26 protein-coding genes and 7 pseudogenes are annotated in these 26,298 nt (G+C 45.8%); 10 read left to right on the top strand and 23 right to left on the bottom strand.

Features of this window, described 5'->3' with window-relative positions; translation table 11 throughout:
* Positions 1-19 precede the first annotated feature (19 nt).
* The 9 genes from hypB to hoxE form a co-directional block, all read right to left on the bottom strand.
* Entirely contained in the window at positions 20-895 is an 876-nt protein-coding gene (gene hypB / locus MIC7113_RS14810) for a hydrogenase nickel incorporation protein HypB (protein ID WP_015182976.1), read from the bottom strand.
* 1 nt (position 896) lies between these two features.
* Complete coding sequence (gene hypA / locus MIC7113_RS14805; protein WP_015182975.1) at positions 897-1,238, bottom strand: hydrogenase maturation nickel metallochaperone HypA; 342 nt, start codon at positions 1,236-1,238, stop codon at positions 897-899.
* Positions 1,239-1,437: 199 nt separating this feature from the next.
* Entirely contained in the window at positions 1,438-1,689 is a 252-nt protein-coding gene (locus tag MIC7113_RS14800) for a Calvin cycle protein CP12 (RefSeq protein WP_015182974.1), read from the bottom strand.
* A gap of 35 nt (positions 1,690-1,724) precedes the next feature.
* Entirely contained in the window at positions 1,725-2,216 is a 492-nt protein-coding gene (locus MIC7113_RS14795; RefSeq protein WP_015182973.1) for a hydrogenase maturation protease, read from the bottom strand.
* A 69-nt stretch (positions 2,217-2,285) separates the two neighbouring features.
* On the bottom strand, positions 2,286-3,722 hold the full coding sequence (locus MIC7113_RS14790) for a Ni/Fe hydrogenase subunit alpha (protein WP_015182972.1): 1,437 nt from the start codon (positions 3,720-3,722) through the stop codon (positions 2,286-2,288).
* 105 nt (positions 3,723-3,827) lie between these two features.
* On the bottom strand, positions 3,828-4,376 hold the full coding sequence (locus MIC7113_RS14785) for an NADH-quinone oxidoreductase subunit B family protein (RefSeq protein WP_015182971.1): 549 nt from the start codon (positions 4,374-4,376) through the stop codon (positions 3,828-3,830).
* Positions 4,364-5,080: a bidirectional hydrogenase complex protein HoxU gene (gene hoxU / locus MIC7113_RS14780; RefSeq protein WP_015182970.1), complete on the bottom strand. Its 717-nt coding sequence runs from the start codon at positions 5,078-5,080 to the stop codon at positions 4,364-4,366. Before hoxU ends, MIC7113_RS14785 begins: the two co-directional genes overlap by 13 nt.
* 7 nt (positions 5,081-5,087) lie before the next feature.
* A complete protein-coding gene (locus MIC7113_RS14775; protein WP_015182969.1) occupies positions 5,088-6,716 on the bottom strand; it encodes a NuoF family protein in 1,629 nt (542 codons plus the stop codon).
* An 85-nt stretch (positions 6,717-6,801) separates the two neighbouring features.
* Complete coding sequence (gene hoxE, locus MIC7113_RS14770; RefSeq protein WP_015182968.1) at positions 6,802-7,407, bottom strand: bidirectional hydrogenase complex protein HoxE; 606 nt, start codon at positions 7,405-7,407, stop codon at positions 6,802-6,804.
* Between the two features lie 659 nt (positions 7,408-8,066).
* Between hoxE and MIC7113_RS14765 the strand changes: the two genes are divergently transcribed.
* Both MIC7113_RS14765 and MIC7113_RS38120 read left to right on the top strand, forming a co-directional pair.
* Entirely contained in the window at positions 8,067-8,441 is a 375-nt protein-coding gene (locus MIC7113_RS14765; protein WP_041780068.1) for a transposase domain-containing protein, read from the top strand.
* 4 nt (positions 8,442-8,445) lie between these two features.
* Positions 8,446-9,103: pseudogene (locus MIC7113_RS38120) on the top strand (transposase); the annotation flags it as partial.
* A gap of 582 nt (positions 9,104-9,685) precedes the next feature.
* Here the strand turns inward: MIC7113_RS38120 and MIC7113_RS14755 are convergent.
* The 12 genes and pseudogenes from MIC7113_RS14755 to MIC7113_RS34220 all read right to left on the bottom strand — a co-directional run bounded on the left by MIC7113_RS14755 (position 9,686) and on the right by MIC7113_RS34220 (position 20,795).
* Complete coding sequence (locus MIC7113_RS14755; RefSeq protein WP_015182966.1) at positions 9,686-10,129, bottom strand: QcrA and Rieske domain-containing protein; 444 nt, start codon at positions 10,127-10,129, stop codon at positions 9,686-9,688.
* Between the two features lie 171 nt (positions 10,130-10,300).
* Positions 10,301-10,690, bottom strand: coding sequence for a hypothetical protein (locus tag MIC7113_RS14750; RefSeq protein ID WP_015182965.1), 390 nt, complete (start codon positions 10,688-10,690; stop codon positions 10,301-10,303).
* A gap of 280 nt (positions 10,691-10,970) precedes the next feature.
* Complete coding sequence (gene cobW, locus MIC7113_RS14740) at positions 10,971-12,011, bottom strand: cobalamin biosynthesis protein CobW (RefSeq protein ID WP_015182964.1); 1,041 nt, start codon at positions 12,009-12,011, stop codon at positions 10,971-10,973.
* 116 nt (positions 12,012-12,127) lie between these two features.
* A pseudogene (locus MIC7113_RS14735) lies at positions 12,128-12,715 on the bottom strand (methyltransferase domain-containing protein); the annotation flags it as partial.
* A gap of 7 nt (positions 12,716-12,722) precedes the next feature.
* Positions 12,723-13,751, bottom strand: a pseudogene (locus MIC7113_RS36420) (IS630 family transposase).
* Positions 13,752-13,997: 246 nt separating this feature from the next.
* Positions 13,998-14,372, bottom strand: a complete 375-nt coding sequence (locus tag MIC7113_RS14725; RefSeq protein ID WP_041780067.1) for a TonB-dependent receptor domain-containing protein — start codon at positions 14,370-14,372, stop codon at positions 13,998-14,000.
* Between the two features lie 273 nt (positions 14,373-14,645).
* Positions 14,646-15,977 (bottom strand): IS1634 family transposase, encoded by a 1,332-nt coding sequence (locus MIC7113_RS14720; RefSeq protein ID WP_015181194.1) that lies wholly within the window; start codon positions 15,975-15,977, stop codon positions 14,646-14,648.
* 171 nt (positions 15,978-16,148) lie between these two features.
* Positions 16,149-17,363, bottom strand: a pseudogene (locus MIC7113_RS14715) (GMC family oxidoreductase N-terminal domain-containing protein); the annotation flags it as partial.
* 9 nt (positions 17,364-17,372) lie between these two features.
* The gene (locus MIC7113_RS14710) at positions 17,373-18,008 is read right to left on the bottom strand and encodes a cytochrome c oxidase subunit 3 (protein WP_015182962.1); all 636 of its coding nucleotides are present in this window, start codon (positions 18,006-18,008) and stop codon (positions 17,373-17,375) included.
* Positions 17,995-19,584, bottom strand: coding sequence for a cytochrome c oxidase subunit I (gene ctaD / locus MIC7113_RS14705; RefSeq protein ID WP_015182961.1), 1,590 nt, complete (start codon positions 19,582-19,584; stop codon positions 17,995-17,997). The genes MIC7113_RS14710 and ctaD overlap by 14 nt, the downstream gene beginning before the upstream one ends.
* Before the next feature lie 6 nt (positions 19,585-19,590).
* A pseudogene (locus tag MIC7113_RS37655) lies at positions 19,591-19,879 on the bottom strand (transposase); the annotation flags it as partial.
* A gap of 24 nt (positions 19,880-19,903) precedes the next feature.
* Positions 19,904-20,795 (bottom strand): annotated as a pseudogene (locus tag MIC7113_RS34220) (ISL3 family transposase).
* A 198-nt stretch (positions 20,796-20,993) separates the two neighbouring features.
* On the opposite strand from MIC7113_RS34220, the gene MIC7113_RS14690 reads away from it, so the two are divergent.
* From MIC7113_RS14690 to MIC7113_RS14680, 3 genes are all read left to right on the top strand, one after another.
* A complete protein-coding gene (locus tag MIC7113_RS14690; protein ID WP_015182960.1) occupies positions 20,994-21,227 on the top strand; it encodes a hypothetical protein in 234 nt (77 codons plus the stop codon).
* Entirely contained in the window at positions 21,224-21,556 is a 333-nt protein-coding gene (locus MIC7113_RS14685) for a nucleotidyltransferase family protein (RefSeq protein WP_015182959.1), read from the top strand. Before MIC7113_RS14690 ends, MIC7113_RS14685 begins: the two co-directional genes overlap by 4 nt.
* 183 nt (positions 21,557-21,739) lie before the next feature.
* Positions 21,740-21,943, top strand: a complete 204-nt coding sequence (locus tag MIC7113_RS14680) for a hypothetical protein (protein ID WP_015182958.1) — start codon at positions 21,740-21,742, stop codon at positions 21,941-21,943.
* 16 nt (positions 21,944-21,959) lie between these two features.
* On the opposite strand, the gene MIC7113_RS38650 is transcribed toward MIC7113_RS14680, so the two are convergent.
* On the bottom strand, positions 21,960-22,082 hold the full coding sequence (locus MIC7113_RS38650; protein ID WP_256374812.1) for a hypothetical protein: 123 nt from the start codon (positions 22,080-22,082) through the stop codon (positions 21,960-21,962).
* A gap of 181 nt (positions 22,083-22,263) precedes the next feature.
* On the opposite strand from MIC7113_RS38650, the gene MIC7113_RS14675 reads away from it, so the two are divergent.
* Complete coding sequence (locus tag MIC7113_RS14675) at positions 22,264-22,473, top strand: hypothetical protein (RefSeq protein ID WP_015182957.1); 210 nt, start codon at positions 22,264-22,266, stop codon at positions 22,471-22,473.
* Positions 22,463-22,852, top strand: a pseudogene (locus MIC7113_RS39000) (PIN domain-containing protein). Before MIC7113_RS14675 ends, MIC7113_RS39000 begins: the two are co-directional and overlap by 11 nt.
* A gap of 257 nt (positions 22,853-23,109) precedes the next feature.
* On the opposite strand, the gene MIC7113_RS14665 reads toward MIC7113_RS39000, so the two are convergent.
* On the bottom strand, positions 23,110-23,778 hold the full coding sequence (locus tag MIC7113_RS14665) for an iron chelate uptake ABC transporter family permease subunit (RefSeq protein ID WP_051055694.1): 669 nt from the start codon (positions 23,776-23,778) through the stop codon (positions 23,110-23,112).
* 330 nt (positions 23,779-24,108) lie between these two features.
* On the opposite strand from MIC7113_RS14665, the gene MIC7113_RS35420 reads away from it, so the two are divergent.
* The 3 genes from MIC7113_RS35420 to MIC7113_RS14645 all read left to right on the top strand — a co-directional run bounded on the left by MIC7113_RS35420 (position 24,109) and on the right by MIC7113_RS14645 (position 26,141).
* Positions 24,109-25,550 (top strand): IS5 family transposase gene (locus MIC7113_RS35420; RefSeq protein ID WP_390463838.1). Its coding sequence is split into 2 segments (ribosomal slippage): positions 24,109-24,540 and positions 24,543-25,550, totalling 1,440 coding nucleotides; the frame shifts between segments, so codons are not numbered across the junction.
* A 63-nt stretch (positions 25,551-25,613) separates the two neighbouring features.
* On the top strand, positions 25,614-25,832 hold the full coding sequence (locus MIC7113_RS14650) for a Chlorophyll A-B binding protein (protein ID WP_015182955.1): 219 nt from the start codon (positions 25,614-25,616) through the stop codon (positions 25,830-25,832).
* A 66-nt stretch (positions 25,833-25,898) separates the two neighbouring features.
* On the top strand, positions 25,899-26,141 hold the full coding sequence (locus MIC7113_RS14645; RefSeq protein ID WP_015182954.1) for a hypothetical protein: 243 nt from the start codon (positions 25,899-25,901) through the stop codon (positions 26,139-26,141).
* The last annotated feature ends 157 nt before the right edge of the window (positions 26,142-26,298 follow it).

Below are 26,298 nucleotides of genomic sequence, written 5' to 3'. Positions count from 1 at the left end.
TCCTGATAACTTGCACAGGCTATTGAATGGCAGTTCCCAGGTAGCTATACCAAGCTTCCATTCCCTGTCCAGTTCGAGCAGAAACTTCAAAGAGAATTGCCTGGGGTGCGACGCGCTGAATGTTAGCAATAGCCCGTTCCCTGTCGAACCCCACGGCTTCTGCAATGTCGATTTTGTTAATCAGAACGACATTTGCCGTTTTGAACATTGTGGGATACTTCAAAGGTTTATCCTCTCCTTCCGTCACGGATAGCAACACAACTCGCATCGCTTCGCCTAAGTCATAGCTAGCCGGACAGACTAAGTTACCCACATTTTCAATAATCAACACCTCCAGAGCATCCAGATCGAGCTTCTGCATTGCCCGTGACACCATATCCGCTTCTAGATGACAGGCATTCCCCGTGGTGATTTGTACGGCTGGCGCACCAGCACGGCGTAAGCGCTGAGCATCATTATCTGTTTCTAAATCACCCACAATGACACCAATCCGTAACGGGTGTTGCAGGGATGCCAGTATGCGACTGTTCAAATCCTGCACCATTCGCTCAATCAGTGCTGTTTTCCCCGAACCCGGCGAGGACAGAATGTTGAGTGCTAGCACCCTTTTTGCCTGGAAATATCCCCGATTGCGCTCTGCTAAGCGATCATTTTTCGACAGTAGAGATTCATGAATGGTAAGGGTTTGTGAAACATGCGATCGCTCATGCAGATCGCTAACAGCATCGGGATAAATTCCTTCTGCCCTCTGCCCTCTCCCCTCTGCCTTTCTTTGTTGATGCTCATCTGGATGATCGTGAGAATGAGAATGTTCATGCAGATGGGAATGTTCGTGATGAGTAACCCCATCAATCGCTACTGCTCCAACCTGGCTGCAACCACAATCTTCACACATACTAAGAAACCTCCAGTGAAGCAAGTTCAAGTTCCCTACCCTGACGGATTTCAGTGCAGAATTCATGGCACTCAGGACACTCGTAAATCCAATCAGAAGGCTGAAATTCACGTTGGCAATTTGGGCAATAGCAAATGGCTGGAATGGAATCAATGTTGAGTTGGGCGCGTTCGGCAATGGTTCCCCGCGTCACAACATCAAACGCAAACGCTAACGCTTCTGGCTCCACTCCCGACAATTGACCGATGCGTAATGTCATGCGGTGAATTTGAGCTGCACCCTGACGGTTCGCGTACTCCAGAGCAATATCTAGCGTATTTTGCATGATGCCAACTTCGTGCATAGCAATTAGGAAGTGAAGGGGAAAGTACTACTGATTTCAAAAAAGAATGCAAGACATGGAAGATCCCCCTAAATCCCCCTTAAAAAGGGGGACTTTAAGAGTTTTCTCGCCCCTTGTTAAGGGGGGCTGGGGGAGATCTGAAATGAAACTGTTGTAAAAACGTAACATTCATGTTGATTTTCCTTTGTGGATAATTAATCTACGTGTCGTACACTCTGGCTTCCAGCGCATCTGGAAATTCCTCGCAGTAATCTGTGAATCCTGTTTTGCCTAAGCATGCTATCTTTTGATGAGCCGCTTCTGCTTGCAACTCTTCCACAATGTCCCAGGCAGCACCACATTCAGGAGATTCTGAAGCATATCGAGCGGAGATTGCGTGAGCTTCTGCGATTGCGTCATGAATGCGTTGCTCTAAAGAGATGGAATGGGATAAGCGATCGGAAGTTTTCATATAACTCTCCTTTTGAGTTAGTTGAGATTCAGTTTTCACAGGGTTTTCTCATAAGCAGTCCTCATTGTGCTGTTCTGTTGAGAAACCAGTTTTTTTATCTTGACTAAAGCCAAGTCAACACTCTTTCGGGTGACGGGAGAAAGGGTTTCACCAAAGGAAAAATTAACGGCTGGAATCAAAATCCGGTAAGCAGTAGGAATAGCTTTATACAGGGCACGGGTTAAAGCAAGCAGCGATCGCGGATCGGCATAATGTCCCGTAAAGCTGGCGGCATAATTCGGTCTGAGTTGTTCGATTTTGACCTCTGATAATGTAGCCACCGCATCTACAAAAATGACGGTTTTAGCCTGTGCGATCGCTTCAGCTAAGTCTGGCGTCAGTTGATGCACCGCCAGCGATCGCACATGATCCAAATTCCACTGAGCAATGGATTCGGCAATCTGATAACCCGCTCCATCATCACCCCGAATTGTGTTGCCATAGCCAATGATCAGATAGCTAATTTTTTTGTTATCAGTAATCTTCAAGGATTACCTCCTTTGCTTACTCAGCGGTTTAGATTCCCGACTTCTCTAAAGAAGCCGGGAATCTCATCTTCAGTCCCGATAAATCTCGTTCACTATCGTTCCATCGGGTGCAACTAGTTGAACGTGTAAAGGCATTTGTCCTGCTGCATGGGTAGAGCATGATAAACACGGATCGTAGCAGCGAATTCCTGCTTCAACACGGTTTAGAAAGCCTTCGGGAATTGCATGGCCGTTGCCATCCCCATGAATATATTGCTTAGCGATTTGAGCAACGGTTTTGTTCATTGCCAGGTTATTTTGTCCAGTGGCAATGATGAGATTGACCTTCTCAATTAAGCCATTTTCATCCACTTTGTAATGATGGAACAGGGTACCGCGTGGTGCTTCGCTGACTCCGATCGCTTCCAGTTGATTCACTCCACCCTGAGCGCGAATTCGATTGGATAAAATATCTGGATCGTCCATGAGAGTTTGGATTTTCTCCAAACATGCCAGGATTTCAATCAATCGAGCATAGTGGTAAAGGAATGAAGATGTGGGAACTCCACCAGCGCGATCGCGAAATTCTCTTAACTCCCGATCGGCAGCTTCTGAACCAATGTGATTACACACATTCAGTCGAGCCAGTGGCCCCACTCGATAAATACCATCAGGATAACCTAATGGTTTGTAGTACGGGAATTTTAGATATGACCAGTGCTCAACGGCTTCCCCTAAGAAATCCTGATAGTTATCTTCGCTCAAGTTGTCAGCAATAATATTGCCTTGACTATCACTAAAGCGGAGATGTCCACCATAATGTTCCCATTCGCCATCCTTGCCAACGAGTCCCATAAACAGCGAAGGGAATTCACCAAAGATATTAACTTCATCTTTGAGTTGACCATCAATCATACCTTTGAATAGCCCCAAAGCCAGATTGACGGTTGCCAATGATTCGGGCAAGCGATCGCAAATCCACTGTCTGCCTTCTTCCGAAAGCGGCGATCGCACCCCTCCCGGCACCGTCCAAGCCGAGTGAATCTTGCGTGCGCCCAACAGTTCGATTATATTTTGTCCAAATTGCCGTAGCCGAATTCCAGCTCGTGCCAGATCGGGATTCGCTTCAATTAACCCAAACACATTCCGTTTTGCCGGATCGCTATCCCAACCCAGCAAGAAATCCGGACTACTGAGGTGAAAGAATGAAAGTGCATGAGATTGAGTAATCTGTGCCAGATTCATCAATCGCCGCAATTTCTCTGCCGCAGGCGGAATTTTTACTGCCAGAATTTTGTCCCCAGTCTTCGAGGATGCTAGCAAGTGACTCACCGGACAAATGCCGCAAATCCGGGCAGTAATGCCTGCCATATCTGTGAAAGGTCTGCCTTCACAAAACTTTTCAAATCCCCGATATTCTACGACATGAAACCGAGCATCTGAGACTTCACCCGCGTCGTCTAGAAAGATTGAGATTTTAGCGTGTCCCTCAATGCGTGTAACAGGATCGATGACAACAGTCTTCATAGCGCCTCTCTCTTCTCATTAGCTGTCATTTGTCACATGACCTGTCTGTTTTCAATTAGCCAGTAACCCGCAACTAATAACCAATGACTAATGACTAATGACCAATTATCCAAACTTAATCATGTCTCGCCCTTCCATGTGGGGTTTTTCCCCTTTGAGGAGAGGTTCAAGCGTTGCTTGAATTCGCTCAGCCGATGGCGGACATCCCGGCATATAGATATCAACTGGAACAACCTGATGCACGGGCAATACGCGATCGAGCAATTCCGGTACAATTCCTGGCTCATGAGGCAGTTGCCGTCCGGTATCTGCCAATTCCATGTAAGCGCGTTTGAGGACGGGTTCAGCAGTCCCCAACATATTTCGCATAGCAGGAATGTTGGCTGTCACGGCACAATCCCCAAATGAAATTAGGATTTTGGTGCGTTGTCGGACTTGGTGGATCAGTTCCAGATTGTCTTCGTTGGCAACGCCTCCCTCAACCAGACAAATATCGACGTTTTCGGGATAGTCCTTCAGATCTGAGCCAACGGGACTGTATACCACATCCACCTGCCTAGCGAGTTCAATCAACCACTCGTCTAAATCCAAAAACGACATATGGCAACCGGAACAGCCTGCTAACCAAACGGTGGCAAATCTTATCTTGTCCATTCTCTCTTCTCCCGCGCCCTTACCAAAAATTCCAGCTTGTTGCGATCGCGTTCTTTCTCTCCAGTCGTTTCGCCTTTACGGAAAATTGCTCCCGTAGGACAGGCATCGACACACTTACCGCAGGAGGTACAAGCATCCACTGCACCCCAAGGCTGATTCAATCCAGACACGATGTAGCAATTCTCGCCCCGTTGTGCCACATCCCAAACATGCGCTCCCTCAATCTCATCGCAGACGCGCACGCAACGAGTACAGAGAATGCAACGGTTGTGGTCAATACTAAATCGCTGATGCGAATTATCGACTTTGCGATCGGGGTAACGATACGGGAAGCGAGAATGATCCATTCCAACTTCAATAGCGACATCTTGCAACTCGCAATTACCATTCGCCACGCAAAAGGCGCAGACATGGTTTCCTTCAGCAAACAGCAACTCAACAACCATGCGGCGGTATTCTTGCAGCTTGGGCGTGTTGGTAGAAATGTCCATCCCCTCAGCCACCTGAGTGACACATGCAGGAAACAGCCTAGGTGTTCCAGCAATTTCTACCATGCACAGACGGCAAGCGCCGATATCTGTGACACCATCAAGGTGACATAGCGTAGGAATCGTGACTCCAGCCTCTCTTGCCGCTTGCAGGATGCTTGCGCCCTCTTCGATCGCTACATCAATTCCATCAATTTTGAGCGTTTTGACAGACATACAAACCTCACGAAGATTGCGAAACGGTGACTTTGCCGTTGTGTTCGACTGGAGATTGCAGCAACTCTAAATACTCCTGCTTGAAGTATTTCAACGTGCTGAGTACCGGATTTGGAGCCGTTTGACCTAACCCACAGAGGCTCATTTCCTTAACCATGTAGCAGAGGGCTTCTAGCTGCTCCAAGTCTTTCTGCGTCGCCTGACGGTTCGCGATCTTATTCAACAGCTCATAAAGCTGAACCGTTCCCGCACGGCATGGAATGCATTTGCCACACGATTCATCCCGGCAGAATTCCATGTAGAACTGAGCAACTTCCACCATGCTGGTGTCTTGATCCATCACCACCATCCCGCCCGATCCCATCATGGAACCAACCGCCATGAGCGAATCATAGTCAACTGGAGTATCCAGCAACGCGGCAGGAATACAACCACCGGAGGGGCCGCCTGTTTGTACCGTCTTGACGACTCCATCGGGAACGCAGCCGCCCATTTCTTCCACAATTTCTCGCAGAGTGATTCCCATCGGGACTTCAATCAATCCGTTGTTACGAATCTTCCCAGTCAGGGCAAAAATCTTGGTTCCTTTACTTTTTTCAGTGCCGATACTGGCATACCAATCTGCTCCCTCACGAATGATAGGAGCAATATTGGCAAAGCTTTCTACGTTGTTAATTAATGTTGGACAGCCCCACAAGCCTTTTTGAGCTGGGTAGGGGGGGCGAGGACGTGGATTACCTCGTCCGCCTTCAATCGATTGGATCAGGGCTGTTTCCTCACCGCAGACAAATGCTCCCGCACCAATGCGAATATCAACTTTGAAATCGAAGGGAGAGTCAAAAATTTGTGTGCCGAGGAGATTGTACTTCTTGGCTTGTTGAATTGCCTTTTGCAGGCGTTGAATGGCGAGAGGATATTCCGCTCGAACGTAGATATATCCATGATTTGCGCCAACGGCATAACCAGCGATCGCCATGCCTTCTAAGACTAAATGGGGATCGCTCTCCAAAACGCTGCGATCCATAAATGCACCGGGGTCGCCTTCGTCACCATTGCAGATAACATATTTCTGATCTGCCGATACTTTGGCCACCGTTGCCCACTTCAGCCCTGTGGGATAGCCACCACCACCCCGTCCCCGCAAACCACTCTTCGTGATTTCCTCTACAACTTGGGCAGGGGTCATGTCATAGAGTGCTTTATACAAGGACTGATAACCGCCAACAGCAATATATTCCTCAATCCGTTCTGGATCAATTTTGCCGCTGTGTTCCCGCACAATCCGCATTTGTCGAGCAAAAAAAGGATGCTGGGTATCGCCTTGGATGGGTTTGGCAGTCCCGCCATTAAGAGCATCAATGATACTGGCAGCTTCTTCTGGCTTAACTTCTTCGTAGAGCAAGTTATTGGGATCAACTTCTACTAGGGGGCCTCGTCCGCAGAACCCCATGCAACCTACGCCAATAACTTCAACGCGATCGCTTAATCCGTGTTCTTTCACTGCGCTTTGCATATTGGCTTGCACATCCAGAGAATTAGCCGCACGGCATCCCGTCGATGTACAGCAGTGGATACGAATGCTCTTTTGGTGCGATCGTTCCTGCTCAGCAACTTCTAATAATTCGGTTAAATTCATACTGAACCTATCTCCTCTCCGTTACGGCTTACCTGCGTTAGGTTATTCTTCCAATTCCAAGAGGCTAGGATATTGGGGCTTTAGGTCAGGTTTCCCAGGTACGAATACGCTCCAGTGCAGTTTCCGGCTCCAGTTTCCCTGCCACAGTGCCATCGAAGACAACTGCCGGAGCAATCCCACAGGCTCCCAAACAGCGAGCGCCTACTAGTGAAACGTTGCCATCTGGAGTTGTCTTGCCCCTCTCGATCCCCAGTTCTTTTTCCAATGTTTCCATCACTTTGTTGCCACCTTTGACGTAGCACGCTGTTCCCAAGCAAACGACGCAGGTATGAGCACCACTGGGTTTGAGAGAAAACAGGTGGTAGAACGTTGCAACTCCGTATACTCGACTCAACGGCAGTTTGAGTCCCTTAGCGATGTAGACCAGGACATCTTCTTCCAGATAGCCAAAGGCTTCCTGTGCCTTATGCAGCACTTCAATTAAGGCATCTGGTTTGTACTGATTCCGCTTCATGGTCATATCCAATGCTTTAAAGCGGCGATCTGCGCTAGCCTTCGGCAACGCCAAGGGCGAACGCAGCAGCGCTTCGCTATCGCCACTGGCATGACCCTTGGCAGAAGGTGATCTGGACGGGGATGCAACGCTATCATCTGCCGAACGTTGTTTGTTTTGAAGAGGTGGGGAAGACATATTAATTAACACTCAACTACAGCAATTTAAACTCTTTTTTGCTGATTACTGAATAAGATTAATCAACACTAAATTGCGTCATTTGTAAGAATCGATCATTAAATTTTAAGCTCCTTAGAGGCTGGCTATTTTTGCAACAGTTGTATTGCTTAAGTCTCTTCAATACAAGCTTTCAGCCTTCTACACCTATCTTAGGAGTTTACAATTGTAAATTGACAAAGCCACTAAATTTCTTCACAGCCTGTTATGACTTAGCATTGGGTAACACTTCATACCAAATTTGCTCTAATAGCCCCCCTTTCTCCAGTCGTAAAGATTCTTTACCGGATAGCGAAAATGATGTCGTAGCAGTTCTCAATGGGTTTTTCCGTCTCTATAAGCTGTTACGCATTTAATTTGTATACCTTCACACCCCACACCCTACACCCCACACCCCTTTCAAAAATTTTCATATTCAATTTAGATGCGCCGCAGCTTATGAGGTTGCCTCCTTATATTTGGGGAAACGCTCGCATCTTGAACTTCTCAAGTACTCTCTTAAGAGGAATGGCACTGACTTAAGCAGCGATCGCACAATCACCTAAACGTGGTAAAAAAGTCTCCCAGGCTGGGTTTGAGTAACTCACCACCTAGGAGATTGACTTATCAGTGCCTCTACTATGCCCAATCGCGTTGAAATTCTCAAGCAGAAGTTTGCTAACAGTGTAGGACTACCATTTGGGGAGATATTGCCAGAAGATAGTATCAGGGAAGCTTTAGAAGCCGAAAAGGTAAAGTATCGTAGCCGCCTGTTCAACCCCATCGTCACCTTATGGGCGTTCCTATCTCAAGTGTTGGATACAGACAAAAGCCTACAAAATGCAGTTAGTCGGGTGATTGCTTGGCTAGCGGCGGCTGGAGAAGCCATTCCTGCTGCTGACACAGGGGGATACTCAAAAGCCAGAAAAAGACTGCCAGAGAAATTCCTGTTGAGACTATTGGGCAAAACGGCTCAAGGACTAGAAAAGCAGCTCGAAACCGAAGACCTGTGGTAGTGAGCGAATTTACGAGCCAGACGGAGATGGAAAAAGTAAGCTAGAGCATGTGTTAGACATGCTGCAAAGCCTGATCTACTCTAAAGGGCTGCCTTTCCACACAGTCTTGATGGATAGTTGGTATGCGACCAAGAGCTTAATGCAATATATTGATAACTTGGGCAAGTATTACTACTGTCCTTTAAAGAAAAACCGCCTAGTTGACGATACAGGAGGCAGGGAAGAGTATAAACGCATTGAGTCTCTCAACTGGAGTCTAAGCGAGCTTGAACAGGGTAAAATTATTAAAATAAAAACTTTTCCGAAAGACAAAAAAGTGAAGCTATTCCGGGTAACTGTCTCTACCGACTTGCACGGAATTTGTCGCCACTAATGACTTAACTCAAGATTCTACGGATATTGTACAAGAGGTGTGTGATATTCGTTGGAAAATTGAGGAGTTTCACAGAGAAATCAAACAATTGACTGTCATTGAATCTTGCCAGTGCCGCAACGCTCGTATCCAGAGAAATCATATTAACTGTGCCATGCTCGTCTGGACACGACTAAAGCAACTGGCTTACTCTACAGGTCAAACTGTTTATCAGCTCAAGCACGGCTTACTCTCCAATTACCTAATTGAGCAACTCAAACGTCCGGTACTTACCATGACCTTAGCTTAAGTTTGGTAGGCGATCGCATATGACAGTTGCGTAAGTCCTGTTTCTGTCTTTATCAGCTCACAGAGCTGCTATCAAATCTCTTGTAATTGAGCCGAAAGATGATGAAAAACCGTCAAGAGGGTGGGCGAGGTACACCTCGCCCACCCTCTCCCTCCCCCAATGATTATCATTATCGAGAACAGGTCGGCTCCCCAGTCTATTCTCAATAAACTTGTCAATAAGCTAAGATTTTTTGAGAACTCAAGTGGATGAAAACTAATCTCTACCAATCTTTTGAGCCGATTGTCACCCCCTGAAGGCGGCAAAACAGGTAAAACTATGAAGGCATTTGGCTTTGGGGGCGCTTGTCGCCCCCTGAAGTCCCAATCTTGTGCGAGGTGCTGAAACGGTATCTGGTGCTGCTAACCCCTCAATCATTGGCTTTTCTGGCTAGCGCTAAAACACCCAACTCAAGAGTGCGTATAATCGAGGGACAGCGATCGCTACGCCACTCCTACGGAGTATCGCGCAAGCGTGCTCCTTATAAGTTCGCCAAATTTTTCTTTCTTGTTTACTTTTATATTATCTTTTGAAAGTTACAAACTAAGCGCGTTTCACCATAACCGAATCCCCCTCTATTTTGGTCACGTAAGTTGAGAGTGGTTTTGTGGCTGGGCCATTTTGCACTTTACCATCGCCTCCAAATTCTGAAGCGTGACAAGGACATAAAAATATTTTTTCATCACTCAGCCATTCCACCGTACAACCCAGATGAGTGCAGGTGGGATTAACAGCTATCAGGTTTTCACTTTTAGAAGTACCAATCACCAGAATAGAACCAAAAGGCGATTTTTCTTTTAACATTTGACCCGTTTTATCTAACTCCTCTACCGTCCCTACATCAAACCAATTTTCAGATGTAGACGATTGTTTAAGTTTGGGTTTGGTTTTAGGTTGTATCGCATAGGTGGTATTTGTGAATACTACAGAGAAGTAACTTACAAACCAACTCACACCAAATAAAACAATAAAATTACGGCGATTCATAAAATTTGAGGTATTTTCAAAAGTAATTTAGGAGACAAATTTTAGTTATTTCATTCAGTAAAGCCTGATTTAAGTAAGTATATTTACTCATAAATTGGGAGAGGAAAGAGAGAAAAATTACTTCCCTGCTTCCCAATTTTTATCACTGTAAAAAACTAAGGAAAATCAATTTTACGGAAGGCTATTCCGCAAACGGCGCAAGCAATTTATCGATGCAACGCAATCACAACCAAACATACTTACAGCAGCATCGCTTTCCTCATCTGTAACCCCAAGCAAAGCATCCTCGTTATTCACGTCAGTAGCATCAATTTCTGGTGCGCCCTTCTTCAACTGAGACAATTGTTGAGCATTAGCGCAGAAAAATTTACCTAGTTTTGGATGTTTTACACAAGCTTTTTGGCTTTCTGCTGATACTGGAGTAATAGTCGCGTCTGTACGGTTTACAGGTTGCGGATTTACTGGTTGATTAGCGGTGCTAATTTTACCAGTCATTAACAAGGAAGCTACAGAAATTAAAGCTGTGGGTTTAGAAGTCAAAGCTACGAGTAATTTTTTCACTCATTCCTCCTAGGAATAAATTGACTGTCTAGATAGGTTTTATCGTCATGCACCAACTGTATAATTCATCACAAATAGAGGAGAAATTCTTCCCATCTTCGACAAACACACTTATAGCATTCAAGTGGAGAAATGACAAGATTTTGCAAAATATTAACTTCAACACCGGAGTTAATATTTGTAAACAAAATAATGTCTTTTTGCGGATTATAGCTATCAACTGCTTGAAGAATTTGTGTGATTTCTTTGGTTTGCAAAATCCACTCACTCAAATAGGCTGTTAATCTAGCTTTAGCAATAATGACTCAATGCCAACTCGATCAAGTTCCCGACCAATTAACACTAATTTTGTTTGACGGGTTTCGTTGGGTTGCCAAGTCCGGTCATAAAAGTAGTCAAATCGATTACCCACACCCTGTAATACCAAACGCATGGCTTTGTTCGGAACTGCTACAAATCCCTTAATTCGATAAATTTCTTGCTGTTGCACTAATGTTTGCAAACGTTTAACCAAGACAGACGGCTCAAATGCCTGGTCTAGTAGTAGTTGCACTGCATTAATGTCGTCATCATGTTCGTGTTCGGCTTCAGTATCGTGGTGACTGGGACGACTATCTAAATTGTCTTCTACCGCAGCGTTGAAACCGAGTAACAAATCGCCACTAATTTTACCGTCCTGACAAGAAATGACTTTTACGCCAGGGGATAAGTTCTGCCTGAGCCAATCCTGCACCCTCACTTGCGTTTGTTCGTCAACGCGATCGCATTTAGTCAGCAACACTAAGTCAGCACAAGCGAGCTGATCTTCAAACAGTTCCTCAATCGGTGTTTCGTGTTCTAGGCTAGAGTCGGCTTGTCGCTGTGCTAAGAGTGCTTCTAAATCACCCACAAATTGATTGCTTGCCAAGGCTTCACAATCCACCACAGTGATGACGCCGTCCACTGTAGCGCCTGTGCGAATTTCAGGCCAGCGAAATGCTTGCACCAATGGTTTTGGGAGTGCGAGTCCAGAGGTTTCAATCAACATACAGTCAAGGCGATCGCGCCGCTGAAGCAATTCTTGCATTGCTGGTAAGAATTCCTCTTGCACAGTGCAGCATAAGCAGCCGTTGGTAAGTTCAACAATGTTGCTGTTGGGGTCTTCTTCATCTTCACAGACACGGCAGTCACGCAAAAGTTCCCCATCAATTCCAATTTCTCCAAATTCATTGACAAAAACAGCAATACGTCGTCCTTCATTGTTTTGCAGTAAATGGCGAATTAACGTGGTTTTGCCTGCGCCAAGAAATCCTGTAATGACTGTGACGGGAATTTTATGCATATAAAGTACGTTGTTTGTTGATTAATTTTGCAATCACAAGAAAGAAGTTTTAACCGCAAATATCATGCAGTGTTGCCAGCGTTAAAATCCAGATATTTATAAACTAGCTGCGATCGCTACCTAACCAAGCTGGAGGGATTTTCCTGAACAAAGTTTCTGTCCAGCAAGTCTGTACTCTTGTTCGCCCGCACAGCGCGAAACATTCCAAATCGGCACAGTCCTGCACTAAACGCCAAACGCATCAGCAAAAACGTTGGCACTTCGCGCACAGATTTGATAAAACCAGACAGTCCAAAACGTAGAAATCCGCTTGGGCGAACCACTCCTTGCCAAATCGAATCTAACCAAGAAGGAAGGGTTTCTTGCGTCCAATCAGTCGTAATTACCTCCCCTTCCACTAATCCTGTAGCTGCCAAAAGTTCGGAGAATCCCTCTATGCTAGAAAAAGCTGGATGAGACCACTGATCTAGCAGTTGTCGCATTACTGGTTTCTCCCAAAAATTTAGCGGCTTCTGGCGGTCATCCCTTTGATTCCAGTCAGCTACAACCAATACTCCACCAGGCTTTAGCACCCGCATTAATTCTCTTGCAAAAATAGCTTTATCCGGCATGTGTGGGCCTGCTTCGATTGACCACACCACATCAAAACTGGCATCTGGAAACGACAATGCCATTGCATCATCAACTGCAAACTGGGCATTTATAGCAATCCTAAATGATTCGTGAACATGAGTTATACATAAAGATTTTCGGAAAATCGAAGACTTGATGATGAGTAATGAGTTCAAATAATCTCTTGACTGCCGCGAAGGATTTACATAAGTGGTAAAACTCTCTCACAAATCTTTTGGCATACAGCCAAATGTCTTCCACAGGATTTTGTTCTGGGTCATTGGGAGCAAACTGAATACAAGTAACTTTCCATTCGTTCTCATCAAGTCCTTGATTTACGGAATCTAAGTACGCTCTAAATTCAACCGAACGATGATAGCTGGCTCCATCCCTCTCTCAAGGCAATACGGCTTTGAGGATACTGCCTGAGTAAGTATTGCACGAAGGCAATCGCGCTCTGTGAATTCCCCTGTTTATAAGGCTTAACCCAAAATTCCTGTGTGTAATAGTTAAGCGCACCAAAATACGTCTGTCTTTGCCGCTCGTTGATTACGGGAACTTCAATTCGTTCTTTTGTATTACCCCAGACATAACCACAGATGTCCCCCCATAACAGATGGCATTCATCCTCAAAAAACACAACGAGTTCCCCAGACACAATCTCACGTTGATTAGTATCTAGCCATTCCGTTATTTCAAGTTTTTTTTCGCTACTAAGTCAGGGTCTTTTTTAGGATTCTTCTTCTGCGTCTTTTTCCAACTGATATCTGCCTGTTTAAACAGTTTGTAGTAGCTCTGGTTTGATTCATACACCACGCCAAAACTATCTTCGACGTGTTCCTTTAGTTCGTCTAAATGCCAGTAATTCTTTTGTTTGAGCCAGCTAATAACTGTTTGTTTTTGCACATCATTAAGATAACCTCTCGACCCTTGATGCTTAAGTCTCAATCCGACAATGCCCTGTGACAAAAACGCATATTTCCACTTATTGACAAATCCTACAGACACGCGCAAAATCTCTCCAATCTGAGCATGAGTGTAGTTTTGCATTACCATCTGCACAGCCAGCGCTCGTTTTAGTTCCCTGGAGTCTGGGTTTCCTTGAATGAAATCCATCAACTCTTCCATTGCTCAACAACGCCTCCTCCTGCTATGGCTTATTTAAGCATATCGATGAGTCTGAGTTTTCACAAATGATTTAGGATTGCTATATCTATGCGTTCAATCCCTGTTTTGACGGTTTATAGTTAATAGGATATGACCTTCTTTGTCAATACTGACAACCACTTGGTTGACTTTCTTTCGCATTTATTCATCTTTATTGACTTATTTAGCTATTGATTTAGCATACTGACTCATGAAGAACCGAAATTCTTAAAATGTCGCACTAATACCAAGGCGAAAACTGCGTCCCACGGCAGGATAACCCGGATATTGCTCATATTGTTCGTCAAATAAATTATCCAAGTTGCTGTTGAATACCACAGTCCTGCCCAGGGGGATGCGAAGTTTGAAATCGACGGTGGTGTATCCCGGTAAGGATTCAGTGTTGGTGTTGTTGACGAAGTAACTACTGAGGTGGCGCAGAATTATACCCGTATAGAGTCCTCCGGGCGTTTCGTATGCCAGTCCAAAATTGAGTGTATCGGCATCTCGGAAACTCAGTTGGTTGTCTTCAATATCGGGGTTGCGATCGCTGCGGCTTGATTCCCTTCGTAAATCATAAATTTCACGGGGGTGAACCCACATTCCGCCCTTTGACTGTCACAAGCGGATAATTGTGTGGAACTGAAGGCTAACACAGGCCAGTTCAATCGAGTGAAACGTTCTAGAGATGAGAGATGCTAACTTTTTTCGGGTGCTTGTTCTCAAAAAGCAGCAAGTAGCAATAAAAAGTCAAGTAACTGGCAACATAAAGTGAACTGTTTCCTATCAGGAAAAGCCTGATGCGTTAACTAAAAAGCTCGTCTACGCATCACTTTGCTGAAATAATTGTTGAAGTATTTCAATGACTTGAAGAACTCAGCACAATAGATAGTAGTCCCGGCAAGCTTGAGAGAAAAAGCGCAAAATCTTTAAGCGTTCATCGGTAAGATTGGCAATTTGCTCAACCCCATCAATCACTAACAAATGCACCGCTTGGAAACACTGAAATATCCAGCGGAGGGTGGGACGCTGAGTCGGCTTTTTTAATTGATTAGGGAGGCTTTCATCAGCTTGAACTAAGGCTTGACGTAAAGCTGCCTGTCCCAAGTTGTAGACCAACAGACACAATCCCATAACCATCCCTACAGCAGCAATGCGACCTGGGTCTTTCAGGAAAACACTATCAGCAAAAAACAGAGGGTCTTTGAGAAAGCTAAAGCCCCGTTCCGTACTCTGCTGCTCTTTGTACTCACTCAGGACTGCATCATTATTCAATTGTTCCTTGTCTAGGACATTGGTGGCGAGAATGAATCGTCCCGCTTGCTGTCTTTGTTGTTCTAGGACAGTTTCATTGACTACCAATGTGGCTTGAATGTGATAGGTTTTGTGAGTGGGTCGAGTTTGCTTTGCTGGTCTTCCCGGTTGGGAGTAATGGTCTTGCTCAATGATTTCTACTGCTTCTAGGGTGTGATATTTCAACTGCTTCATCCGCTTGAGGTTGTCGGCAGTGTACAAAGCACTATCTGCTATGTGTATTCCCTCAAAAGTCCACTGTTTCTGAAACTCCTCAAACAGATGGGCAAACTTTGTCTTGTCGTCTTGATTGCCATCTGCCATCTCTAAAAATAACGGTATACCACCCTCTCCACCACATATCAGATTCATCACGAATTGTTTGAGGTCACTTCTATGGTCACGAGAATATCCATACGTTAGGTGAATCGCTTTCGGCGCTACCTCAATTTCTACTCTTGTGCCATCTTCTGTCTTTTGAGTGACTACCACTTCGTCATTGGCTGTTTCATACTCGCCATGCAGATGAAATGAGGTCGAGTCTAAGTGCGCTGTCTCAATACTCACTCCAAACTTGGCGATAGCTTTCATGGCAATGCTGACGAAGCAACGGGTTAGTCCTGCCAGGAACAGTTCATCAAGCACTCGTCCCAGGCGGTCATCATTGAGATGTTCTGGCTTGACTCCGGTTCCAATCAGGTGTTCTGTAGCTTTCCCTTCAAAAAATCGACTAAATAAGTACAGTGGGGCTGACACAAAGCCCAGTCCGTTGAGAATCATTGCTTTGACCACAAGACCTGCACTGACTTTTTCTCGGCTGTCTTGCCCCAACCGCAGGTCTATTTGTTCCACCAGCCCGATTTCGTCAATAATACCTGCCACCAGACCCAAGTGGTCGAGGTTCATTACCTGCATTTCTGCTGCTTTCACACCCCCTCCCCAAGACTTAGCCCTTCCACTCCCGTTCAATTATCCTGTTTCGGCCAAAAAGCTGGCTAGGCTATCTTTAACTCCACTTACGTTGCGTTTGCCTCGATTGCCTCCACTAAATTATCTACTTGTGACAGTCAAAGGGCGGAATGTGGGATAAATCAGGCGATCATGCGCTTCCACGTTATTGGGGGTGTAGTCGATATACAGTTTGTCCCCTTCGACCCGAACTCGGTGATCAGGATTGGGTAAATCTTCCGTTTGTGCCCACCAGCCGATCGAGTGGGTGGCTAATTGCTTCAGTCCAAAACCGGGCATGAATTTTGCCAGAACCGAGAACATCGGTGGCGCTTCCGCAAAGATGATATCGGTGAGTAGCCCCCCCGCGTTTTGAATGTGTCCCATTGGATACGGAAAATCGCGATCGCCCCCATAAAAATCATTGACGCAAACGGTTTTGGGAAACGCACCAGAATTAGGTTTGGTACTCAGTTGCACTACAACCGTCATCAAGCTTTTCATCAGATTGCGACCGACCAGACCGGAACTATTGGCTAACCCATTGGGGTGGCGATCGCTGCTTGATCGCAACAGCAGCGCCGCCGAGTTAACCGCTCCACAGGATAGCACCACCAGATCCGCCAGAAACAAGTAGCATTGTCCAGCGATCTCGGCTTCTACGCCCTTCACGACCCGCCCCGATGGATTGGTATGCAGGCAAACAACCTTAGCACCTGTTTTCAGATTCACATTCGGATGTTTCAACGCAGGGACAATGCCACTCACTTCAGAATCATTGGTGGGATCATCGGTTTGCCGCGTTAATCCCAGAGGCAGTGGAGCAGGGTGTAAACCTTGCTGGGTTAGCCCTTCTACAATGGACTCAATCTGCGGCTCATGGGAGACGGCAGGGAAGGGATAGTGCTGGCTGTGGGGTGGCTCGGTGGGGTCAGCACCCACCTGACCATGCACCTGGTAAAGCTGCTCGGCTGCTGTGTAATAGGGTTCAAAGTCTGCGTACTTGACTCCCCACTCCGGAGAAACGCCTGACTGATGGTTTACCGTCTCAAAATCCTGTTCACGGAATCGCGTCAGCACGGCTCCATAGATTTTGGTATTACCGCCGATCGCATAATTCATCTGGGGTGAAAACGGTTCTCCAGCACTGTCATACCATTGTTCAGGAGCGTGGTAGCGTTCGCGCTTGAAGATATCCACATTACTGCGATTCTGTTCTTCTAAGGGCATGAAATTACCCCGCTCCAGAATCAAAATTTTCTTGCCAGAAGCAGCCAGTTTATAGGCGAGAGTTCCTCCACCCGCACCTGTGCCGACAATGATCAGATCATAAATTTGGTCATCGATAATCATGAGATCACCTCACTGCCACACGTAGATGAGCACGAACAAAATAATCCAGATGACATCGACGAAGTGCCAGAACAGGGAGGTGGCGGCTACGCCAAACTCACCGCGATCGTAATTACCAGGGATGAGCGATCGCACAAGCATAATCGCCTGCAATAAAATCCCAGTCAGCACATGCAGTCCGTGAAATCCAGTGAGCAGGTAAAAGGTGCCACCAAATACGCCATCGGTAAAGCCAAAGGACAGACTGCGCCATTCCACCGCCTGTCCATAGAGAAAATAGCTGCCCATTGCCATCGTCAACAGCCAGAACAACCGGAATCCCCAGAGATTTTTGACATGCAAGAACCGTTCGGCAATGTAGATCACAAAACTACTGGATACCAGGACAACGGTGTTGATAGCAGGTTCATGGGTTTCCAGCCCTGTCACACCGGGCGGCAACCAGTCCAGAGCATTGGTTTTGTAGACGACATATCCGGTGAAAAAGCTGAGGAAAATCACACTTTCCGACAGCAGAAACACGATGAAGCCAAACATACTGTTGCCTGCTTCGTCATGGTGGTGTTGTGCGCTGACGTGTAGATCGGTCGTGGGAGCCGTGGGAGCCTTTGCGTTTAAAGAAGGATCGACTTCAATGGGATTCATGGGCGACCTCCAACCGATCCGGATTGGCAACCAGTGGTTCAGTCTTGCCGTAGCCGTAGGGTTCTGCCACCACAACTGGCAGTTCCTCAAAGTTTTCAACGGTGGGTGGCGAGGAGACCAGCCATTCCAGCCCGATCGCCCGCCAGGGATTTTTAGGAGCCGCTTCACCCTGCACCCAGGATCCAATCATGTTCAGAATAAAGGGCAAGGTGGACATCCCCAACAGGAACGCCCCTAAACTGGCAACTACATTCCAGAAGGCGAATTCCGGATCGTAGGAGGCAACTCGGCGGGGCATTCCCTGCAAGCCCAGGGGATGCATGGGGAAGAAGTTGAGATTCGTGCCAATAAAGGTCAACACAAAATGCAACTTGCCCAATCCTTCCGAATACATCCGTCCCGTCATTTTGGGAAACCAGTGATACAGCGCTGCATACATCCCCATCACCACCGCACCGTAAATCACGTAGTGAAAATGACCGACAACAAAATAGGTATTGTTAACGTGAATGTCAAAGGGAACCGATGCCAGCATGATGCCTGTCACCCCTGCAAAGACAAACATCACCAATCCACCCAGGGCAAATAACATGGGCGTATTCAGACGCAGCTTACCGCCCCAAATGGTGGCAACCCAGGCAAAGACCTTGATGCCCGTGGGCACGGAAATCAACATCGTTGTTGCCATAAACACCATCCGCATCCAGCCTGGAGTACCACTGGCAAACATGTGATGCACCCAGACAATGCCGCTCAAGCCCGTGATGATCAGGGACGAGATGGCGACGACCTTGTAGCCAAACAGCGGTTTGCGGGCGTAGACCGGGAAGATTTCCGAGAAAATGCCAAAAATCGGCAGGATGATCACATACACAGCGGGATGGGAGTAGAACCAGAAGAAGTGTTGAAACAACACCGGATCGCCACCTTTAGCAGGATCAAAAAAGCTGGTGCCGATGGTCAGATCGAACAGCAACATGACGGCTCCGGCAGTCAGAGCCGGCAAGCCGAAGAGTTGAATGATCTGGGCGGCAAAAACCGTCCAGACAAACACGGGCATCCGAAACCAGGTCATGCCCGGTGCCCGCATCCGCACGATCGTCGTGACAAAATTCACGGCTCCCATGATGGAGGATATGCCAGAGATCGCCACCGCCAGAATCCACAGCACCTGTCCGTTGATCAGATTCCCCGTTGGATTCTGGAGACTGACTGGAGGATACGCCCACCAGCCCGATTGGGAGGGTCCCCCAGGAACGAAGAAACTTGCCATCAAAATCACCCCAAACACAGGCACCATCCAGAATGCCGCCGCATTCAGGCGCGGAAATGCCATATCTTTTGCCCCAATCATCAGGGGCACCAGATAGTTGGATAGCCCTACCAGGGAAGGGAACGTCCACAGAAACAGCATCACCGTGCCGTGCATTGTGAACATGGCGTTGTACACGGCGCGATCGAGCAGATCAGCTTCTGGGGTAATCAGCTCCCCCCGAATAATCATGGCAAAGATGCCGCCCACTAAGAAAAAGAAGAAGGACGTGACCAGGTATTGATATGATGTCCGGCAAATCACCCATAATTAAGCGGCTAGTTCAGACCACCAGCAAAAATTGGTTAAACCACGTACAAATTCAGGCTGGTCAACGATTTGGCGACAACGTTGAATTAGCACCTCTTCTACTTCATCCAAAGTTTCAAAACTCCGATTAGCAATCGGTTCATTCGTGAGTGTCCACAAACGTTCGGCGGGTTGTAATTCTGGAGAGTGAGACGGCAAAAACTCCAAATGTATACCTTCGGGAATTTCTACTTGTTCGCGCTTTTTGCCAACCTGCTTGATCAACAACTAAGACCACCTGTTTTTTTGGTTCTTCAGGATGTAGTATGCTAAACTAACAAATGAAATGCCAGTTAAGCAAACATCTAATTCGATAATTGTCAAAGTTCCGAAACCCATAAGCCGAGCGCTTAATCAACTTAAGTTTGTTGTTAATCCCCTCCACAACACCGCTAGTCGTTCTGTTATCAAAGTAAGCAATGATCTCATCCAACCAACGGATGATAGTCTTCTGGCTATCAGGAAAATAGCTTTTCGCTTGCTTCAGCCATCCTCCCAAGTGAAATAATCCGGCTAACCAATGCTGGGTCTGAGTGAAAATTTGGCGAATTTGCTCTTTTAATTCATGCATTCTCTTGAGAGTAAGAGATACATTCTTGACTTGAATCAGTTTAACTTTTTGCTGTTCACTTAGGTCGGATTCGTTCTTGAGCAAGACATATTTACTTTTCTTTAATCCCTCTAATACTGGCGAATGTTCTGCTTTTTCTTCCCGGCATTTTGCGGTTTTTATTAAATCTTCTACTTGTCTTTTTTCTCGCTTCCTTTGTGCATCTAACTCCTTATTTATTTGTGCCATTACATGAAATAGGTCGGCCACAACCTGAGCCTTTGGCATAAGTTCTATCACAACATTTCTGTACCCCTTCCACAAATCTATACTGACTTCTTCTATTTGCTCTAACGCCTCGCTTCCCCATGACATCAGCACCTCTCTCACTTCTTCTTGTGTCCTTCCTGGTAAAATACCAATTAATTTCGATGTGTCGATGATTTTGGTGTAATCTACGACTTTTTGCTCCACAACGAGGGCAATTACTTTCTTTGCCAATTAATTCCACCTGTAAAATTATTCCAATCCCTTCATGTTGACGATGTGAAATTACTTTTATTCCTTTTATATTCAAGAGTTCTGTCAGCAGCTTTATTCTCTTTTTTGTGGCCATCTCACTATCTATGCGTTCAATCCCTGTTTTGACGGTTTATAGTTAATAGGATATGACCTTCTTTGTCAATACCGACAACCACTTGGTTGACTTTCTTTCGCATTTATTCATCCTTATTGACTTATTTAGCTATTGATTTAGCATACTGACTCATGAAGAACCTCGATCTTTTAACATCCTCTGGCAGCGTTCGAGGACTTGCTGAATATTCCAATCACATTGCCCAATGAAACTACTCGTCAGAAAATTGCAGAAAAAGTGAGGGAATCTCGAAAAGCGCGGGAGCCGTCAAAACAACTGCTAGAAATTGCTAAAACAGGAGTAGAATGGGCGATTCTCTTGCAGAGAGGCTACGCCAACGAAACTGATGAAGCAACGGCAACAACTTGGATTAACGAACAGCTAGAAGCCTTGGGGGTAGAACTGACATGACAATTAGGGCGATCGAATTACCAATGGAGAAAATTGCTGAGTTTTGTCACAAATGGCAAGTGACAGAATTTGCTCTATTTGGCTCTGTCCTGCGCGATGACTTTCGCCCCGACAGCGATATTGATGTGATGGTGCAATTTCACCCAGACGCTCACCCCACTTTCCGTACCCTAGACCACATGGAAGCAGAACTTAAAACCGTTTTTGATCGAGACATTGACTTGATTACCCGTCAAGGGATTGAAACCAGTCGCAACTACTTACGCCGTCACGAAATCCTTTCTTCAGCCCAGGTGATTTATGCAACGGGATCTTCAATTCCTGCTTGATATGCTGCAATCCGCAGAGTTGATCCTGTCCTACACCGCCCAATGCTCGAAGGATGAGTTTGTTGCAAACGTGCAGCTTCAAGATTCAGTAACGGGCAGCTCTACAGTTAAGGTCTGTACAATAAATTGTTAGTTGGGCTAACATCGGCTAATTCAAAGTAGCACTCGCTAGGGGAGAAGGAAATGACAACCAATATTTCTTTGGAGGAACGACTTGCAGCAGTAGAAGCCGCGATCGCCCAGTTGCAGAAGCAAGTTGCGGCTCCTCAGCCGACAAATTGGCTGCAACAAATTACAGGCTCTTTCAAAGATGAACCCGCCTTTGAGGAGGTACTTGCTTACGGACGAGCGATTCGCCAAGGGGATGAGTCGCTTCTTGGTCGTTAAATCATCATAAGCCTATTTAATCGGGTACATATTCTTGCCCTTTCAGCCATGCCAATTCTGCTGGCATAATGCTTTCGCTCGGTTGGGCCAGAATTTTTCCCCAACAAGCGATCGCATTCCTTGGACGACCAAGAACCAAAGCCCCGATTACAAAGATTGGTCAAAAGTGGCGAAAGCAGATCTTAATTCATATTTACAGAACTCGGCGCTAGCGCCCGCAGCACTGCAAGGTTATCTGTGGGTATCTAACGCTCAGGATGTGAATTAGTGTTTAGGTATACTAGGGCTAGATACCTCACTTTGCCGAGAACCTCGAACACATGACAAACCGTGAGCAATTGATTCAGGAACTCGAACAGGCTCCCGATGATTTAGTACAGACAGTGCTAGATTTTTTACATCGGGTTAAAGCTATACGCAAAAAACATCCCCTTGCAAAATTTGCAGGAATCTTAAGTGATTCAGAGGCAGAAGAGCTACAGCGAACAATCACGGCAGAATGTCGGCAGGTAGATTTGAATGAGTGGTGAGATTGCGCTTGATACCTCTGCTGCGGTTCGTTTTGTGAACGGAGATGTGACAATTACTGAAAGGGTATTGGCTTTACCAGAAGTAATTCTGCCAATGATTGTTGTCGGAGAGTTGTTATTTGGTGCAGAAAACTCAACTCGTCCGTTACAAAACTTGCCCCGCTATCTGGAGTTCATAGCAGCTTGTAGAGTTGTGCCATGAGGGAGAGAAACAGCAACAATGTATGCTCAAACCCGGTTGGCATTGAAGCGCAAGGGGCGACCAATTCCAATGAACGATGTATGGATTGCTGCTCAGTGTTTAGAACAGGGTTGGGTATTGGTGACGGATGATACTGATTTTGATTATGTGGATGAATTGATAGTAGAACACTGGTAGCAGAATCAGGTACGTGGTATACGTGACAGTCAGCTAACAAGTTGTTGGAGCCGACCGTCAAGAGGTTATTGGTGAGTATTGAAGCTTATCTGCGGCGGCTCAACTTGGTCGTTAAATCATCACAAGCCTATTGAACCCTTGTACATAGTCTTGCCCTTTCACCCATGCCAATTTTAATCGCATAATGCTTTCGCTCGGCTCAGCCATCATTTTTCCCCACATGCTCGCGCATTCTTTGGACGACCAAAACCACTCCACTATTTTCGCAAAATAACGCCCAGGACAATCGGTACCCCTAAGAGTGCGGTGACGGTATTTAAGGGTAAGGTTGTTTGCTGTCCCGGCAGTTGAGCGACTAAATCCCCGGCTATTGCCAGGTTAGCCCCCAGTACCATAACAGTAGGTATCAGTAATCGATGATCGGTCGTTTTTAACAAAGCACGTCCCAAATGGGGAACGGCAATTCCGAGAAAGGCAATCGGTCCACAAAATGCCGTTACTGTGCCAGCCAAGATGGAGACATTGACAATGATAACGACGCGCATCTGCGAGAGTTTCAGTCCCAATGTGAGAGCTTGAGTTTCCCCCAACAGCAAGAGATTCAGCGCTTTACTACTGCTCAAAGCGATCGCAATTCCCACTAGTACCATCGCCCCGAATAACGGAATCTGCTGCTGTGTCACTGTAGCAAAGCTACCAAACGTCCAGATAATATAGGTTTGAATTTGCTCAGGTACGCTGAAATACAGCAGGAGATTCACAACCGCACTGGTGACATAGCCAAACAACAATCCGACAACTAGCAATGTCACGGAATTTCTGACATAATTCGCCGCCACCACCACGCAGCACATCACGCCGAATGCACCCAAAAGTGCCGCGATTACCGTCGGCTGCTCCCCGTTAGAACCGAATTCTGTTGCCAACTATATCACTGATTGAGCAACTTTTCTCCCCACCTGTTCATCCTGTAGTAATTAACTGGGAATAGGTACGGTTTTTACGACTCACTCACCCCCGTCAAGCTATTGCAATAAATATTTACATTGAGTTACATTTATTTACATGAGACGGAAACAAGGAGAAAGACATGACCTCACGCGGTTACACCATTGACGAGCAAAGCCGACTAAATAGGGTTTGCTGTAAAAACCGGAAACCCTTAGCTATAAATAGTTTGAGCGGTCTTGAAAGTTGTTCAGCTCCCAGGAAATCTGGTAGAATCCCACAAAATCCTTGTACCAAGAGCAGGGAAAATGTACAGAAAAGCTTCCTCAAGCCCGACCCCACCGGAAAACTTTGAGCTGCCCTTTGAGGGAAAGTTATCACAAGATAACCGTTGGGTAATCATGGCAAATCTGATACCCTGGGATGAATTTGAAGAGGAATACGCCAAAATTTTTTCTATTGATATGGGGGCACCTGCGCTGCCATTTCGGATGGCATTGGGTTCATTAATAATCAAAGAAAGATTAGGAATAAGCGATCGGGAAACAGTAGAACAAATAAAAGAAAACCCTTACTTACAATACTTTATAGGGAGAAAGCATTACAGCAACGAAGCCCCTTATGATGCCTCACTTTTGGTAAGATTTAGAGAAAGGATAAATGTTGATTTAGTAAATCAAATAAATCAAAGAATGGTAAAGAAGATTCAGGAAGAAACAGAGGAGGAATCTAAAAAAAAAGCTCACTCTCAGAAAGGCAAGAAACAAGAGAAAGCCCGAATCAAGGGAAATTAATTCTGGATGCTACCTGTGCGCCAGGAGATATCAGCTATCCCAATGACTTGGGTCTATTAAATCAAGCCAGAGTCAAAACGGAAAAGATAATAGATACTCTCTATAAGCCCCTAAAAGGGAGACTAAAGAAAAAGCCAAAAACTTATAGAAACCTCGCTCGGAAAGATTACTTGAAAGTCGCCAAAAAACGGAGATCGTCAAGAAAAGAGAGAAGAAAAGCTATAAAAAAACAACTGAAATATATAAAAAGAAATTTATCACACATTGACCAGCTCCTTCAGACAGGAGAAGCACTTGAGGGTTTGAGCATCTCTCAATATAAGAGCTTGCTGGTGGTGGCGGAAGTTTACCGTCAACAGCAATGGATGTATGAGAATAAAGCCCAGAGAATTGACGACAGAATAGTCAGTTTAAGTCAGCCCCATATCCGTCCAATTGTGAGAGGAAAAGCCGGAAAACCTGTAGAATTTGGAGCTAAACTAGCAGCAAGCGTCAGAGATGGATATGTCTTTTTAGACCGTATAAGCTGGGATAACTTTAATGAAGCCGGAGACTTAAAAGCCCAAATAGAAGCATTTAAACAGCACACAGGAGTCTATCCCGAATCAGTACATGTAGATAGAATTTATCGAAATCGCGAGAATCGAGCATTCTGTAAAGAAAGAGGGATTAGAATAAGTGGCCCCCCCTTAGGCAGACCTCCAGCTAATGTCAGCTCAGACAAAAAGAAACAAGCCTTAGACGACGAGAAGGTTCGCAATGCTATTGAAGGAAAATTTGGCATCTCAAAGCGAAGATTTAGCTTGAATCGCGTCATGGCTAAACTGCCTCATACTTCTCAAACGGCTATTGCTATCACTTTTTTAGTCATGAATCTTTCCACCCTGCTACGGCAGTTTTTTTGTCTTTTTTTGTGCAATACACAACATCACGCCTTTTTTCTCGATAACTATTAATTCGGCTTATGCTTGTGGGAATTAACAACAACAAAAGCTCATTATTATTCCAGGATTAAATAACTGATTAATCCATCGGTTGTTTTTCGCCGACTTATTCAGCAAGCCCTAAATAACTTTGCCATCGAACCCAAAGTCTATGTGGATGAAACGCAGCGTACTGGCTTTACCGACTATGCCGAGAAACTCAATGGGCGTCTGGCTATGATTGGCTTTGTTTCACTCTTAGCTCTCGAAGCCCTCACCGGACACGGCTTGATTGGATGGCTGACAAGCTTGTAAGCAACGTGCTTTTTGCTTGGATTGAGTTCAAGAAAATCGACTATTACAAAAATTCGGAGAAAGGCTATGACACCTAATTTTGACTATCCCACCAATAAAGATTTGTTAGCACCTGTTGTTTTTCGCTCTGACTTCAACAACGGTGAACCCATTACCGCTACTCAAGCTTGGTCATTGTTTTTCACGGCGGGCAAGGAAGATAAGGTACTAGGATTTGAACCGGAATTAGGTCGGTTTTTCACTAACCTGTTAATTGCGGCTGGGGTGACGGGAACGGTTTGGGCGCTCATCTTCAGTAACTTTGCGTAAGTGAGTACGCAATCCGTGCTTTTGTGCGCCAGGTTGTTCACACTCAACAGCAAAAGATTTCTCCCTCTAGTCCTGGAAAAACCCAGGACTTCTTTTTCTATGCCCCTTCCTGGCATTGTTGAGCGATCGCGTTGGTGTTAGTCTAGGTCAGCTAAAG

It is taken from the genome of Allocoleopsis franciscana PCC 7113 (assembly GCF_000317515.1).
Classification (GTDB): Bacteria; Cyanobacteriota; Cyanobacteriia; order Cyanobacteriales; family Coleofasciculaceae; genus Allocoleopsis; species Allocoleopsis franciscana.
This window is presented reverse-complemented; position numbering and strand designations above follow the sequence as displayed.